Origin of the sequence: Streptomyces sp. NPDC018026 (assembly GCF_044327745.1) — a bacterium.
Classification (GTDB): Bacteria; Actinomycetota; Actinomycetes; order Streptomycetales; family Streptomycetaceae; genus Streptomyces; species Streptomyces rubrogriseus.
This window is the reverse complement of sequence record NZ_JBIRFY010000017.1, coordinates 78,641-93,276: the sequence shown is the minus strand read 5'-3', so window position 1 is coordinate 93,276 and position 14,636 is coordinate 78,641. Positions and strand designations below refer to the sequence as shown.

11 protein-coding genes and 1 pseudogene are annotated in these 14,636 nt (G+C 73.1%); 10 read left to right on the top strand and 2 right to left on the bottom strand.

Annotation, left to right across the window (positions count from 1 at the left end; genetic code table 11):
- Positions 1 to 139: 139 nt before the first annotated feature.
- The 3 genes from ACH4D3_RS35780 (at position 140) to ACH4D3_RS35770 (ending at position 3,142) form a co-directional block, all read left to right on the top strand.
- The gene (locus ACH4D3_RS35780) at positions 140 to 2,218 is read left to right on the top strand and encodes a TerD family protein (protein ID WP_398331254.1); all 2,079 of its coding nucleotides are present in this window, start codon (positions 140 to 142) and stop codon (positions 2,216 to 2,218) included.
- Between the two features lie 102 nt (positions 2,219 to 2,320).
- Entirely contained in the window at positions 2,321 to 2,542 is a 222-nt protein-coding gene (locus tag ACH4D3_RS35775) for a hypothetical protein (protein ID WP_398331251.1), read from the top strand.
- A 15-nt stretch (positions 2,543 to 2,557) separates the two neighbouring features.
- Positions 2,558 to 3,142, top strand: a complete 585-nt coding sequence (locus tag ACH4D3_RS35770) for a hypothetical protein (protein WP_398331248.1) — start codon at positions 2,558 to 2,560, stop codon at positions 3,140 to 3,142.
- A 56-nt stretch (positions 3,143 to 3,198) separates the two neighbouring features.
- Here ACH4D3_RS35770 and ACH4D3_RS35765 read toward each other — a convergent pair whose 3' ends face one another.
- Both ACH4D3_RS35765 and ACH4D3_RS35760 read right to left on the bottom strand, forming a co-directional pair.
- Positions 3,199 to 4,836 (bottom strand): IS200/IS605 family accessory protein TnpB-related protein, encoded by a 1,638-nt coding sequence (locus ACH4D3_RS35765; protein ID WP_398331245.1) that lies wholly within the window; start codon positions 4,834 to 4,836, stop codon positions 3,199 to 3,201.
- Positions 4,829 to 5,432: pseudogene (locus ACH4D3_RS35760) on the bottom strand (IS607 family transposase). Before ACH4D3_RS35760 ends, ACH4D3_RS35765 begins: the two are co-directional and overlap by 8 nt.
- 183 nt (positions 5,433 to 5,615) lie before the next feature.
- On the opposite strand from ACH4D3_RS35760, the gene ACH4D3_RS35755 reads away from it, so the two are divergent.
- The 7 genes from ACH4D3_RS35755 to ACH4D3_RS35725 all read left to right on the top strand — a co-directional run bounded on the left by ACH4D3_RS35755 (position 5,616) and on the right by ACH4D3_RS35725 (position 14,523).
- On the top strand, positions 5,616 to 6,593 hold the full coding sequence (locus ACH4D3_RS35755; RefSeq protein ID WP_398331242.1) for an alpha/beta hydrolase: 978 nt from the start codon (positions 5,616 to 5,618) through the stop codon (positions 6,591 to 6,593).
- Positions 6,590 to 7,804 carry an acyltransferase gene (locus ACH4D3_RS35750; protein ID WP_398331239.1) on the top strand — a complete coding sequence of 405 codons (1,215 nt, stop codon included), beginning with the start codon at positions 6,590 to 6,592 and terminating at the stop codon, positions 7,802 to 7,804. The genes ACH4D3_RS35755 and ACH4D3_RS35750 overlap by 4 nt, the downstream gene beginning before the upstream one ends.
- A 130-nt stretch (positions 7,805 to 7,934) precedes the next feature.
- On the top strand, positions 7,935 to 8,987 hold the full coding sequence (locus ACH4D3_RS35745; RefSeq protein WP_398331236.1) for a fatty acid desaturase family protein: 1,053 nt from the start codon (positions 7,935 to 7,937) through the stop codon (positions 8,985 to 8,987).
- Positions 8,988 to 9,068: 81 nt separating this feature from the next.
- Positions 9,069 to 10,358, top strand: a complete 1,290-nt coding sequence (locus ACH4D3_RS35740) for a sensor histidine kinase (protein ID WP_398331233.1) — start codon at positions 9,069 to 9,071, stop codon at positions 10,356 to 10,358.
- Positions 10,355 to 11,029, top strand: a complete 675-nt coding sequence (locus ACH4D3_RS35735; RefSeq protein WP_398331230.1) for a response regulator — start codon at positions 10,355 to 10,357, stop codon at positions 11,027 to 11,029. Before ACH4D3_RS35740 ends, ACH4D3_RS35735 begins: the two co-directional genes overlap by 4 nt.
- 120 nt (positions 11,030 to 11,149) lie before the next feature.
- A complete protein-coding gene (locus ACH4D3_RS35730) occupies positions 11,150 to 12,010 on the top strand; it encodes an ABC transporter ATP-binding protein (protein ID WP_398331227.1) in 861 nt (286 codons plus the stop codon).
- Positions 12,007 to 14,523 carry an ABC transporter permease gene (locus ACH4D3_RS35725; RefSeq protein ID WP_398331225.1) on the top strand — a complete coding sequence of 839 codons (2,517 nt, stop codon included), beginning with the start codon at positions 12,007 to 12,009 and terminating at the stop codon, positions 14,521 to 14,523. The genes ACH4D3_RS35730 and ACH4D3_RS35725 overlap by 4 nt, the downstream gene beginning before the upstream one ends.
- The last annotated feature ends 113 nt before the right edge of the window (positions 14,524 to 14,636 follow it).

The following is a 14,636-nucleotide window of genomic DNA, read 5'->3' as shown; positions in this document are numbered from 1 at the left end:
TGCCCCCACCACGCATTAGAGTGCCGCCGTGCGCTGAGTGTGCTGTGAGTCACAGCGCGACACGGCGGACGGCTGGGGGACGGGCTGGGGGAGTCCGTCCGCGCTGGAACGCAAGTGCTTGGGGGGTTCTGTGTACGAAATGATCAAGGGGTCCAACGTCGCCCTGTCGACTCTGAGCGACAGTGTCAGCTCGGTGATCGTCAGCCTGGGATGGGCCAGTCCGACCGGCGAAGGCGATGCGGACGTGTCCGTCCTGCTGCTGGGCGGCCAGGGGAAGGTGCGCAGCGACGCCGACTTCTACTTCTACAACAACGCGGTCGCCGCCGACGGCAGTGTGCAGCTCCTGGGCAAGGCTCCCACGGGGGAGGGCAGCGAGGACCGTATCGTCTTCGATCTGACGGCGATTCCGCCGGACGTGGAACGGGTGGTCGTCGCCGCGAGCCGGTACGAGGGCGCCCGTTTCGGAGAGCTGGACGACCTTCGGGTGACCTTGGCCGACGGAACCGGCGACGGCCTGCTGCGGTTCGCGATCGACGACGCCGGGTCGGTGAGCGCCTTCATCTTCGGCGAGTTGTACCGCCGCGGTGAGGAGTGGAAGTTCCGGGCCGTCGGCCAGGGCTACGACAACGGCCTGGCCGGGCTCGCGACCGACTTCGGCGTGGACATCGACGACGACGCGTCCGGCGAGGACGGGCAGCCGGACGACGAGGCGGAGGACGTCGCCCGCCCCGCGACCGTCACCGAGGAGGAGCAGCAGCCCCGCCCCGCGGAGCCGGAATCCGCACCCGTGGCGACGGCCGATCCGGTGCCGTCCGCGCCGTTGGAAGCGGTCCCCGCTCCCCGGCGGTCGGAGGAGGACGCGCAGCCGAAGAAGACCGCCGCCCGTCCGCGCACCGCCAAGAAGAAGGTCACCCTGCCCAAGGTGGTGAAGAAGTCCCTTGCGGAGAACGACTCCTGGAGGGAGGCAAGGCTCTTCCCGGTGTCCGCGCTCAAGAGCGACCGGGACCGTGAGACACGTGCCACCTCGGTACTGCTCTCGGTGATGGCGCAGGTGCCGGAGTTCGGCAGGAGGCTCACCGCCGCCTTCGGTGCTCCGGCCGGCCGCATGGAGACCTTCACCGAGGTCTCGTTGCCGCACGGCGACACCCCGCGCCGCCCGGACGGCGTCATCCGGGTGGAGCGGGCCGGGAAGTTGTGGACGGCGCTGGTCGAGACCAAGACCAACGGCAACGCGCTCAAGCCCGAACAGGTGCAGGCCTACGCGGACATCGCCGCCAGACGCGGCTACGAGGCCGTCATCACGCTCTCGAACGACGTCGCGCTGGAGGGCAGCCCGCTCGTCGACGTCAAGATCGACGGCCGGCGCAAGCACAAGGTGGCCCTGTGGCACCTGTCCTGGGCCGAGGTGGCCCACCAGGCACAGATGCTGCTGCGGCACGAGGGCGTCGGCAACGCCGCACACGCCTGGCTGCTCCAGGAACTCCTCCACTACCTCCAGCACGAGAACTCCGGCTGCCACGGCTTCCAGAACATGGGCGCCGCCTGGGTGCCCGTTCGCCGCGGCATCGACGACGAGACCCTGTGCCAGGGCGATCCGCGCCTGCTGGAGGTGGTCGAGAGCTGGGAGCGCCTCATCAGGCAGGTCTGCCTGGGACTCGGCGGCGAACTCGGGCACAAGGTGCTCCCCGTACAGCGCGCCAAGCGCGGAGCCGACCCCGGGGCCCGGCGTGCGGACATGGCGGACCGACTGTGCGCGGACGGCAGACTGCACGCCGAACTGCGCATCGAAGGCACCCCGGGCGTACTGGCGATCACCGCCGACCTGCGCACCGGAAAGCTGCGCACGTCCTTCGACATCCCGGCACCCGAGCAGGGATACCCCCTGACCTGGTCGAAGCGGCTCATCAGACGGCTAGCCGAGGCACCGGCCGACCTGCACGTGGAAACCCTTGTCGAAGGCGAGGCGGGCGGACCGCGGGGCACTCTGGAGCGGTTGCGCCCGGAGCCCGCGGACATGCTCCCGAAGAACGGAGCCCAGATCACCGGCTTCCGGCTCTCCCTCTTCAAGGGCATGGGCAACTCCCGCGGCAAGACGGAGTCGGGCTTCATCCGGAGCGTCGACGACGCCGTGCAACGGTTCCACGCCTCCGTCGTCACTGCCTTGGACCGGTCGGCTCCACGACCGACACCCTCGGCGGAACGCGCCGCGGCGACCTGATCACCGAACGACGGCGAGGAGCCCCGGTCGTGCGAACGGCCGGGGTCGGCTCGGTGCCGGGGGCCACCGGTGGACCCGGGTCCGGTGCGCGATGCTTGCCGCATGTTCGAGACGATCCGGTGGCGTTGCCACGTACGCGCCAGTGACCGCCGCGGGGCCGAGCGCGTAGTCGGCCGGCTGGCACGGATAGCGACGCCCTGGTCGCTGGGAGCCCCGGGAACGGACGGTGAGTTCGACGGGGTCGCCTCGGCGAACACCGGGTCCCGCTTCGCCGTTGCGGGAGTCGAGTGGATGGAGTTCTACGTCACCGGCCGGCGGGTCTGACGCGGGAACCTCGGCGTGAGCGCGTTCGTCTCCACCCACGACAGCGACAGCGACAGCGAGATCCGTACCCGTCGGGGGGAGACGCCCATGGCCATGGTCGGCCTGTTCTGGATCACTGAGGGGTGTGTGTATCTGGGGGCGAAGCCTGTTGGTGCGGGGCCCGGTGTGCGGCTGACCGAGGGGGGGGTGGAGATCCTGGGGGACGGGCAGGGCGGTCGGTCCTGGGGGTGGGACGAGGTGCGGGGGCTGGACGTGCGCGACGTGGCCGTGCGGTCGGCCGGGCGGCGGCTGGCCTCCATGGCGTTCGACTCGGTCGTCGTGCTGTTCACGGGCGACGGCGAACAGCCGCCGCTGTTCACGGTGTGCGTGGAGACCGAGGGCGACGGCACGGTCGAGGCGAGCGTGCTGGCCGCCGTCACCGGTGGTATCCACACGCCCGACGAGTACGACCTGTCCCGTTCCCTTCTCGCCCGCCTCGCCGACGGCACCACCACCGTCGGGGAGCTGGTCGGCTGGCGCCGGGACGAGCCCGAGGACGTCGCCCCCACCAAGGACCAGCGCCTGGCGCTGCTACGGGAGTGGACGGCGGCCGCCGTCTGACGGACGGGTCGGTCGCCGACGTGGCCGATCCTTGGCCGATCCGTAGCCGACCGTTCCTAGTCAGTGAGCAGGAGTGAGTCTTGGACCCAGTCCTGGTCACTGCGGACATCCCGAACGGTTTTGGGTGTCCTGGTCGCCCGCGTTCGCTCCGCGTCCGGCTGCACGGATCGTGTCCGTGGTCCGGGGATGCGGGGGCGGGTTTCCTCACGCCTGCGGTCACGTGGTCGGGCCTGGGCGCTCCGATGCCCCTGCACATCACTCTGGTGTACAGGGGGCGGTGTCGTCCGTCGCCGGATCGCGTGTCCGAGGGCGCGCCTACCGATCGCCACCGAGGCGGCGGCGTGTCGGGAAGTCTTGCGGTTTTTGCTGGTCAGTGGTTTCTGCCAGTGCTGTGCGCCCCACATCGAGGTGTAGGCGGGATCGACGGCGATCACGCTGATGCCGGCCTCCGTGCACATCGACAGCAGGCGGGCGCGGAGGCGGCCGGTGGGGATGCCGGAGATGAGCTGCCGGAACTTCTTCTTCCGGCCGTGCTTCTCGCGGGTTGCGGAGTCGGTGAAGTCGAGGTCCTCGATGGCGATTGCCTGCACGCCCGTCGTCTGGGCCCAGTGCAGAAGCCGGGTGAGGGCGTGGCGGAGCTGCGCGTCCCGGTGGTCGGCGGTGCCGGTGAGGTCGTAGTCGATGCGGCGGGGGCTGCCGGTCGGGTTGCCGTGCTCGTCGAGGAGCCACGCGGCCAGATGGTCCGCGTTCGTGTCGACACCGATCACACCGTCGGGGCGCAGGGCGTCCAGCGGGATCACGGGGAGGTCTTTGCGGGTCCAACTGGCGTCGAGGTACCAGCGGTCACGGGTCACGTCGAAGTGGATTCGGTAGGCCACGGCCCGGTTCTCTTCGATCCGGTCGCGCCATTCCTCGCCACGGTGCGGGAACGACACCTTCGCGGTGAGGATGTACCGGCCGCGCTTCGCGTTGGCCAGGTCAGCAAGCGGCGCCGGAAGTCTGATGCTGATCTCGCCGTCGGGGGTGACGCGGATCGTCTCGTTGCCGTGCCGTTTGCCGGACTCGCCGTCAGCGGTCACAAACCAGCGGGCGGCCTCCCACTGCTGACGCCAGGCCGCCTCGGTGAGACCGGCGGCGTCCAGGTTGTGGCGGGTGTTGAGCAGTCGCCTGCCGCCGCGTACGACCGAGACGCGCCCGGCTTCACGCTCGGCGCTTACCTGCTCGTAGCGGTCTTCGAGGACTGCCAGGCGGCGGGTCTTGGCGAACCACTCGCCCTTGGAGCGGTAGCCGCCGGGCTTCCCCTTGCAGCCCCTCTGCCCGATCGGCAGCGACAGCCGGTGCCGTACCGTCGCGATGCCGGCGTCCAGCGATTGCAGGTGAGCGTGCTGGGCGCGGCGGGACAGGCCCCACTGGTCGTGGGTGTTGGAGGTGACCGAACCCGCCCACCGCGATGACGAGGCGGCCGTCAGCTCCCGCTTCCGCTCAGCCCACCTGTCGGTGGAATGGTCCAGGCCGTCACGGCAGCGGCGGGCCAAGTCCGCGGAAGCCAGCCGACCCATGTGGGCGCCCACGGCCCGCAAGACCTGCTCATCCTGCACAGCGAGGCCCTTGAGCCGGTCCCGGATGCTGACACCGGACGGACCGTCGGCGACAAACGGCCGGGCAATCTGCCTGAGCAGTTTCTTCTCAGCCATGCCCGGCAGCCTCCAGCGCCTTCCTGGCGCGGTTCTTCGCCGACCTCCGGCCGTACAGGCGGGCGCAGAACGACGTCAGCACATCCACGACGTCCTGCACCAGGTCGTCTTCGACCTCTCCGTCATCCAGCACCACCAGGCGACGCCCGGTCGCGAACAGGGCGGCCTCGACGAGTTCGACGTTCACCCGGCCCAGACGGTCCTTGTGCTCGACCACGACCGTGGTCACGGCGGGGTCGGTCAGCAACCGCTTCGCCTTCGGCCGGGCACCGTTCATTCCCGAGGCGATCTCCGCTTCCACCCGCACGACGCGGTGACCGGCCTTGACCGCCCACTGCGACAACCGGGCAACCTGACGCTCCAGATCGGCCTTCTGGTCATGGGAGGAGACACGGGCGTACAGGCCCAGACCACCGACCGCCTCCGGCGCCGCGGCAGCGTCGATGTTCACCAGGACCGTGCGCGGCCCGACCCTCCCCCAGACTCCGTCCGGGGGGACCCCCATCCGCCGGTACCGGAAGAGTCCCCTCACGGAACCAGCGATACGCGGTCTGCGGATGCACACCCTGCGCCTTCGCCCACTCCGTCAGATTCACACTCCAGCAACGACACTCACTCATGCATGGTTACGCTCACTCACCCGGCTTCGAGAACCAGCAGTTGACAACCCCCTACCGGGGTATTACCCCCGGCTTGGCTCCCTGGAGTGACGTCCCGGCCCGCAGCGGCTTCCTACCTTCCCTCCGTCAGCGTCACGACGAGACGGAGGAGGCGGACGGATGGGTCGCTTCAGGAGGGTCCTGACCACCGCCGTACTGACCACGCTGCTGGTCGGCGGCACGGCCGGCTGGGCGTCGGCGAGCGGTGAGAGCGCGCCCGGCGGGCCGCTCCCCGGTACCGCCGCCTGGCTGGCGGACGACTCCCTCGGCCGAAAGCTGCCGGACCCCGCCACGGCCACCCCGGCCGAGGTGGCGGCGTTCTTCGCCTCTCTGAGCGGCGCCCAGCGGGAGAGACTAACCGAGGACCATCCCACCGTGGTGGGCAACCTCGACGGCGTCCCCGTGCACCTCCGTTACGAGGCCAACGCGCCCGCGGGGGACCGGGTGCTGGCGTACGACCCGCGCGGGCGCGGGACGATCGCGCGGGTCGCGGGCGACCTGGAGAACGCCGCCCACGTCTCGGTGATCGTCCCGGGCTCGGACATCGACGCCGGGACCTTCGACCGTACGGCCCAGCGGGCCGCCGACCTCCAGGCGGAGGCGGGCGACGACACCGCCGTCATCGCCTGGGCCGGGTACACGACGCCCTCCGGCATCGGACTCGACCTGGCGACGGGCCGGCTCGCCGAGGCGGGTGCCGAGCGGCTGGTCCGTCTCACCGAGGGGCTGGACGCGGCGGGTCTGCCCGATCCCTCCCTCTTCTGCCACAGCTACGGGTCGGTGGTCTGCGGCCTCGCCGCCGACGACACCGACGCGAAGAACATCGTCGTCATGGGCTCGCCCGGCATGCGCGCCGACGACGTCGGCGACCTCCGTACCGCCGCCCACGTCTGGGCGGCGAAGTCCCCGGACGACTGGATCGACCGCGTCCCCAACGTCGAGTTCCTGGGCCTCGGCCACGGCGCCGACCCCACCTCGCCCGGTTTCGGTGCGACCGTCCTGCCCGCCGACGACGTCCCGGCGCACGACGAGTACTTCGCGCCCGGCACCTCCACCCTGGCCGCGTTCGCGGCGATCGCGGACGGAGAGCGCTCATGAGGGGGCTGCCCGCCAGGCTCGCCCGGCTCGGCGCCCGGGTCGACGAGCGGACCCCGGCCCACCGCGACCGCGCCGTCGACGGCCTGCGCGCGCTGGCGCTGCTGGCCGTGCCCACCGGTCACTGGCTGGTCGGCGGGTTCACCCTCGACGGCGGCGGCGGGCTGCACAACGCCAGTCCGCTGGCCGCGTTCGGCGCCCTGGCCCCGGCGAGCTGGGTCCTGCAGATGCTGGGCATCTTCTTCCTCGTCGGCGGCTACTCCTCCTACCTCTCCTACCGGCGTCGCAAGGGGTCGGTCCGCCAGTGGACGGTCGGGCGGCTCAGGCGGCTGGGGCGGCCGGTCCTCGGTGTCACGGCCGTATGGGCGCTGCTGCTGCCTCTTCTGCACTACGGCCTCGGGGTGCCGGGCGACACCCTGCACACCGCCGCCACGCTGGTCGTCCAGCCGTTGTGGTTCGTCGGCGTCTACGCCGTGATCACGGCCCTCACCCCGTACTGCGTCCGCGCGTCCGAACGCCTGGGCGCCCGGGCCGCGGTGCCGTTGATCGGGTCCGTCGCGGTGGTCGACTTCCTGCGGTACGGGCCCTTCGCGGACGCGATGCCGTCCTGGCTGAGCCTGCTCAACCTGCTGCCGGGCTGGATGTTCGCCTATCAGCTCGGCGTGTCCTGGGCGGCCGGGCGGATCGGCAGACGCGGGGCGTGGCTGCTGCTGGCCGGCGGTGCGGCGCTGTTCGCCGTGCTGCTGCTCGCCTTCCACTACCCGATGTCGATGGTGGGCGTGCCCGGCGAGGCCCGGACCAACTCCCACCCGCCGTCCCTGCTGGTCCTCGCGCTCGCCGCCGCCCAGTCCGGCGCGGCGATCCTGCTGCGCGACCGGCTGGCCCGGCTGCTGCGGCGGCCCGCCCTGTGGGCGCCGGTGGTGATCGTCAACCTGTCGGCGATGACGATCCTGTGCTGGCACCAGACGGCGATGCTCGCCGCCGCCGTCCCCGGCTCGTACTTCGGTGAGATCCCCGGGCTGACCGCCGCACCCGACACGGGCGGCTGGGTCCTGGCCCGGCTGGCCTGGATGCCGCTCTTCGCGGGGCTGCTCGTGGCGATCGCGAGGTTCGCCCGGCCGCTGGAGTCCCCGTGGGACCGCACCGGCACGGCCCGGCGGGCGGTGGCGGCGGTACTGGCGGCGGGCTTCGGCTACTTCGCGCTGGCGGCGTGAACCGGCGACTCCCCCCCCCAGACCCGATCCGACCCGATCCGATCCGACGCGATCCAACCCGACGCGGCCAGACCCGACGCGATCCGACCCGACGTGATCCGAACCGACCACACCGTCAAGGAGCCCTTCCATGCCCCTGCCCCGCGACACCGCCCCGCCGGACACCGGCAGATCCCGCGACGGCAGCGAGTTCACGCCGCTGCTGCGCGACGTCAAGGAGCAGCAGCTGCTCGAACGGCGCACCGGCTGGTACGCGCGCACCATAACGGTCAACGCGCTCGGTCTCGCCGCCGTCGGCACCGGCATGGCGCTGCTCGGCGGCTCCTGGTGGGTGCTCGCGCTCGCGCCCGTCCTCGCGGTCCTGTGTGCCCGTACGGCGTTCATCGGCCACGACGCGGGCCACGCCCAGATCAGCGGCAGCCGTGCCGTGAACCGCCGCATCGGACTGGTCCACGGCAATCTGCTGCTCGGCATGAGTTACGCGTGGTGGAACGACAAGCACAACCGCCATCACGCCAACCCGAACCACATCGACAAGGACCCCGACGTCGCCGCCGACGTCCTCGTGTTCACCCGCGGGCAGGCCGTCACGCGCGCGGGTTTCCGCGGCTGGCTCACCCGGCACCAGGCGTGGCTGTTCTTCCCGCTCACCCTCCTTGAGGGCCTCGCCCTGAAGCTCCACGGCTTCCAGGACCTGCGGCGCCAGCAGGGCCGGGCGCGCCTGGTGGAGGGCGCGCTCCTGGCCGCCCACGTCGCCGGATACGTCACCCTGCTCCTGACGACCATGCCGCTCGCGCACGCCCTCGTCTTCGCCGCGCTCCACCAGGCCCTGTTCGGGCTGCACCTGGGCATGGCCTTCGCGCCCAACCACAAGGGGATGGACATGCCCGACCCGGACTCCGACGCGCAGAAGTGGGGGCACCTGAGGCGCCAGGTCCTCACCTCCCGCAACATCAGGGGCGGCCTCTTCACCGACTGGTTCCTCGGCGGCCTCAACTACCAGATCGAGCACCACCTGTTCCCCAGCATGCCCCGCCCGCACCTCGGACTGGCCCAGGCCGCGGTCAAGGCCCACTGCCGCGACCTCGGCATCCCCTACGCGGAGACCGGCCTCGTCGACTCCTACCGGCAGGCCCTGCGCCACATGCACGAGGTGGGAGAACCGCTGCGTGCCGACATCTGAGGAGCCGACGCCGTGCGCCCCCGTGGACGCCGCCCCTCCGGACGCCGTCGCGGCGCACACCGGGCACCTAGGCTGGTGCCCATGACCCCAGTGGAGGCGGAACGCCCGCGCGCGCTGCTCGCGGGGGCGTCGCGGCGGTGGGTGCGGCTGCTGCCGTGGGCCGTGGCGTTCGTGCTGTGCGTCGCGCTGCTGCCCACGACCATCGTGGTCCTCAGCGCCGACTACGGGCTGAACGGCGGCCTCGCGAGCGCGCTGGCCGTCGCCCAGGCCGCCCCGCTGCTGCTCGCCGTCGTACGGCCGCTGCAGGCCTGGTACGTGGTCTTCGCCGCGGACGTCGCCGGTGCGCTCGCCCTGCTCACCGTCGATTTCCAGGAGCGGCTGCTGTGGCCGTTCCCGCCCATGGAGATCGTCGGGTACATCGGCCTCTGCCTCGCCCTGGGCCTGAGCGAGCGGCGCCGGACGCTGCTGCTGGTGTGGCTGGCGACCGCCGGCGCCAACGTCGGCCTGGGCTTCGTCCCGCCGCACGGCACCGACGCCAAGGACCTGCTGTTCACCATCCTCGGGGGCGTCGCGCTCCTGCTGGGCGGCGCGCTGCGCGAGCGCTCCGAGGTGCAGCGCAGGCTGGTCGAGCAGGAGACGATCAGCGAGGCCGAGCGGGGCCGGCGCACGCTCCTGGAGGAACGCGCCCGCATCGCACGCGAGCTGCACGACGTGGTGGCGCACCACATGTCCGTCATCACGGTGCAGGCGGACACCGCCGAGTACCGCCTCGCGGCGCTGCCGCCGGACGTGCGGGAGGAGTTCACGTCCATCGCGGCGACCGCGCGGGAGTCGCTCGGCGAGATGCGACGCCTCCTCGGAGTGCTGCGCAACGAGGAGGCGCACGGCGAACTCGTGCCCCAGCCGGGCCTCGCGCAGATCGGGCAGCTGGTGGAGGCGACCGCGAGGACGGGCGGGCCGGTGGACTTCACCCCCTGCGACGCCGAGGTGCCGGAGGCGGTGGGACTCTCGGCGTACCGGATCGTCCAGGAGGCCCTCGCGAACGTCGTACGGCACGCGCCGGGAGCGGCGACGCACGTGTCGTTGTCGGTGTCGGGGCCCGCCGACGAGCAGGGCGACGGGCGGGGCGAACGGCAGGGCGACGAGCGGTACGAGTGGCGCGGCGGGCAGCGGCTCACCGTCCTGGTCGTCAACGAGCCGCCGCCCGAACCGCCCGCCGGGCCGCTCGAAGTGGGCGGCACCGGGCACGGCCTGGTCGGCATGCGCGAACGGGTAAGGCTCGTCGGCGGCACCCTCGACGTGGGGCCGCTGCCGGACGGCGGCTTCCGGGTCGCCGCACAACTCCCCCTGACGGAAGAGGACATCACGTGACGACGCGCGTCATCATCGTCGACGACCAGGCCATGGTGCGGGCCGGCTTCGCCGCGCTGCTGGCCGCCCAGAGCGACATCGACGTGGTGGGCGAGGCCCCCGACGGCGCGCAGGGCGTCGAGCTGAGCCGGCGTACGCATCCGGACGTCGTCCTCATGGACGTGCGGATGCCCGAGATGGACGGGCTGGAGGCCGCGCGCCGGCTGCTCTCGCCGCCGCCGGGGGTGACCCACCGGCCGCGGGTGCTGATGCTCACCACGTTCGACGTCGACGACTACGTGTACGAGGCGCTGCGGGCGGGCGCCAGCGGCTTCCTGCTGAAGGACGCGCCGCCGGCCGACCTCATCGCGGCGGTCCGGGTCGTGGCCTCGGGCGACGCGCTGCTCGCCCCGTCCGTCACGCGCCGCCTGATCGCGGACTTCGCCCAGCAGCGCCCCGCGTCACGGGGCAAGCCCGCGCTGCGGCTCAAGGGGCTGACGGAACGCGAGACCGAGGTCCTCACCCTGGTCGCCCGCGGCCAGTCGAACACGGAGATCGCCGGGACCCTGGTGCTGGCCGAGCAGACGGTCAAGACGCACGTCAGCCGCGTCCTCACCAAGCTCGACCTGCGCGACCGCGCCCAGGCGGTGGTCTTCGCGTACGAGTCGGGGCTGGTGGCCCCGGGAGAGTAGCCCCCTACCGGGGTAGCACCTCCACATTGGCTCTCCGGTATGACGCCCGGCGCCGAGCCGTCCCCGCACTCTTCACCTCGTCACCAGGACGCACCAGCGCACGGACGAGGAGACGGCACCATGAGGCTACGCAAGGGCAAGCGGCAGAAGGCGGACGGCCGGGCGGGGGCGGACCACCGTGACCCCCGTGACCAGCGCCCCGAGGTTCCGGCCGCCACGCCCGGGCTCGCCGTCGAGCTGCGCGGGGTCCGGCGGCAGTACGGCCGCGGCGCGGGCACCGTGCACGCCCTCGCGGGCATCGACCTCGCCCTGCCGCGCGGCACCTTCACCGCCGTCATGGGCCCGTCCGGGTCCGGCAAGTCCACCTTCCTGCAGTGCGCCGCCGGGCTCGACCGGCCGTCGGCGGGATCGGTGCGCCTCGGCGGCACGGAGATCACCGGCATGAACGAGAACGAGCTGACCGAGCTGCGCCGCAGCCGCCTCGGCTTCGTCTTCCAGGCGTTCAACCTGCTGCCGTCGCTGACCGTGGAACAGAACGTCCTGCTGCCCATGCGCCTGGCCGGTCAGCGCCAGGACCACCGCCGGGCGGCCGAGGTGCTCGCGCAGGTCGGCCTCGCCGACAAGGCGCGGCGCCGGCCCGGCGAGCTGTCCGGCGGCCAGCAGCAGCGCGTGGCCGTCGCCCGCGCCCTGGTCACCACCCCCGACGTGATCTTCGCCGACGAGCCCACCGGCGCCCTCGACACCGGCACCGCGGCCGAGGTCCTCGGTCTGCTCAGGCAGGCGGTGGACACCCTTGGCGCCACCGTCGTCATGGTCACCCACGACCCGGCCGCGGCCGCCTGGGCCGACCGGGTGCTGTTCCTTGCCGACGGGGCCTTCGCCGACCACCTGGAGCGGGGTTCGGCGGAGCAGATCGCGGCGCGGATGACCGCGCTCACCGGCCGGGCGCGGGCGATGGCCGGGGCGGGGGTGGCGGCATGAGCCTCAAGCCCAACGGCCTGGCCCGCGCGGCCGTACGCTTCAAGCCCGCCTCGTTCGCGGGCACGTTCGTCGCGCTGATGATGTCGGCGCTGATCGTCGCGGCCTGCGGGGTCCTGCTGGAGACCAGCATCCGCGCCTCGGTGCCGGCCGAGCGGTACGCGAACGCGCCGGTCGTCGCGGCGGCCGACCAGTCCGCACGCGTCGTCGCCGACACCGTCGACGGCCCCGAGGAGACCGAGTACCCGCTGCCCGACACCGCCCGCGTGGACGCGGGGCTCGCGGCGAAGGCCGCCGGGGTGCCGGGCGCGGCCGCCGCCGTACCGGACTTCACCTTCCCGGTGCACGGCGGCGACGACGCGTCGGGGGCGCTCACCGGCCACGGCTGGGGCTCGCACGCCTTCACCGGCACCGCGCTGTCGAAGGGCGCCGCACCGCACGCGGGCGAGGTCGTGCTCGGCGCGGACGCGGCCCGTACCGCCAAGGCGGGCGTGGGTGACACCGTCGTACTGGAGACGGCCGACGGCCGGACCGGATTCCGGGTGTCCGGGCTGGCCGAGGCCGGTGCCGGGGACACCGCGGGCGAGAGGGCGGGCGGCGGGGCCACGGCCTGGTTCGCCGACGCCGAGGCGCCGGTGCTGGCCGGGCACCCCGGCAAGGCCGACGCCATCGCCGTGATGGCGAAGGCGGGGGTCGACACGGACGCCCTCGCCGCCGCCGTCGAGAAGGCCCTCACCGGCACCGGCGCGCAGACGCTCACCGGGGACGACCGCGGTGAGGTCGAGGACCACGGGCTGGCCTACGGCAAGGAGACGCTCTTCGCGATCGGCGGCTCCTTCGGCGGCATCGCCACCCTGGTCGCGGTCTTCACCGCGGCCGGCACGGTCGCGCTCTCCGTCGGCCAGCGCACCCGCGAGTTCGCGCTGCTGCGCGCCGTCGGCGCCACCCCGCGGCAGATCAGGCGCGCGGTCGCCTCCGAGGCGCTCCTGGTCGCCCCGCTCGCCGGGCTGCTTGGCTGCCTGCCGGGCATCGGGCTCGCGCACTGGTGGTTCGGGCAGATGCAGGACCGCGGGGCGGTTCCCGAGGCGGTCGAACTGCATGTCTCGGGGTTCCCGCTGCTGGCCGCCGTCGGCGTCGGACTGCTCACGGCGCTGGGCGCCGGGCTCGCGGCCGGGCGCAGGCCCGCGAAGATCAAGCCGGGCCAGGCGCTCGCCGAGGCCTCGGTGGAGCGGCTGCGGCCGGGTGTCGTCCGTACCGTCCTCGGCATCGCCGCGGTCGGCGGCGGCTCGGCGCTCGCCGGTGTGGCGGCCTCCGCCGCCGGTTCCGACGCGGCCAACGCCTCCCTCGGCGTGGTCATGCTCTTCATGCTGGCCGTCGCCCTGCTCGGCCCGATCCTGGCCCGCGCGTGCGCTGCCGTCTTCGGCCTGCTGCTGCGCGGCGGTGACGCCTCCGCGTCGCTGGCCGCCGCCAACTCCCGCACCAACGCGCGCCGGCTGGCCTCCGCGATCACTCCGATCGTGCTGGCGATGGCCTTCGCCTCGACGCTGGTCTTCATGCACACCAGCGAGAGCCACGTCGCCTCGGAGCAGCTCCGCGACGGCATCACGGCGGACCACGTGGTCACCGACCCGGCCGGCCTGCCCGCCGACGCCGCCGACCGGGCCGCCCGCGCGCCCGGCGTCGACGCGGCCGTGAGCCTGCTGGACACGCAGGTGCTGGTGCCCGTCCGGGGCGGCGGCGAGACGTCGCTGCAGGGGACGGCGACCCAGGGCATCTCGGGCTCGGGGGCACAGCTCGCGAAGGTGCAGGACCTGGACGTGCGCGAGGGCAGCCTGGACCGGGTGGGACCGGGCCGCATCGCCGTCGACCGGACCCTCGCCACCGCCACGGACACCGGCCTCGGCGACAAGCTGTCGCTCTACCTCCCCGACGGCACGAAGGCCGCCCCGGAAATCGTCGCCGTCTACGGCCGCGGTCTGGGCCTGCCGGCCGTGACCATGGACCGTGCCTCCCTGGACGGGCACGTCACGTCCGCCTTCGCCGACACCCTGCTGGTCAGCGGCGGCGACGCCGGGCCGCTCGCCCCCCTCGGCGAGGTCACCGACGCCTCCGGCTACGCACTCGCGCAGAACGTGGACCGCGAGTTCGGCGCCTGGGCCAACTACATGATGGCCGCCGTCCTGGGCGGGTTCGCCGCCGTCGCCGCGGTCAACACCCTGGTGATGACGGTCCTGGACCGCCGCCGCGAACTGAACACCCTCCGCCTCGTCGGCTCCACCCGGCGCCAGGTGCTGCGCATGCTGGGCTGGGAGAGCCTGCTGGTGTCGGCGGCGGGGGTGGCCCTGGGCACCGCCATCGCGATGATCACGCTGACCCCGATGATGCGCGGCCTGACCGGCGAGCTCCCGCACGTCCCGCCGCTGCTGTACGCCGCCTTCGCGGCCACCGCGGCAGCCCTCGGCCTGGCCGCCGTCACCCTCCCGGCCCGCACGGCCCTGCGCGACCGGGGCGCGTGACCCAGCGACCGGCGTCCCGGCCCCACCGGGCCACCGGCGAACGGGCCCCCGGGGAGCATCTCCTCGCGGGGGCCCGTCGGCGGGCGGCCGGGACATGGTCGATCGCGCGCCTC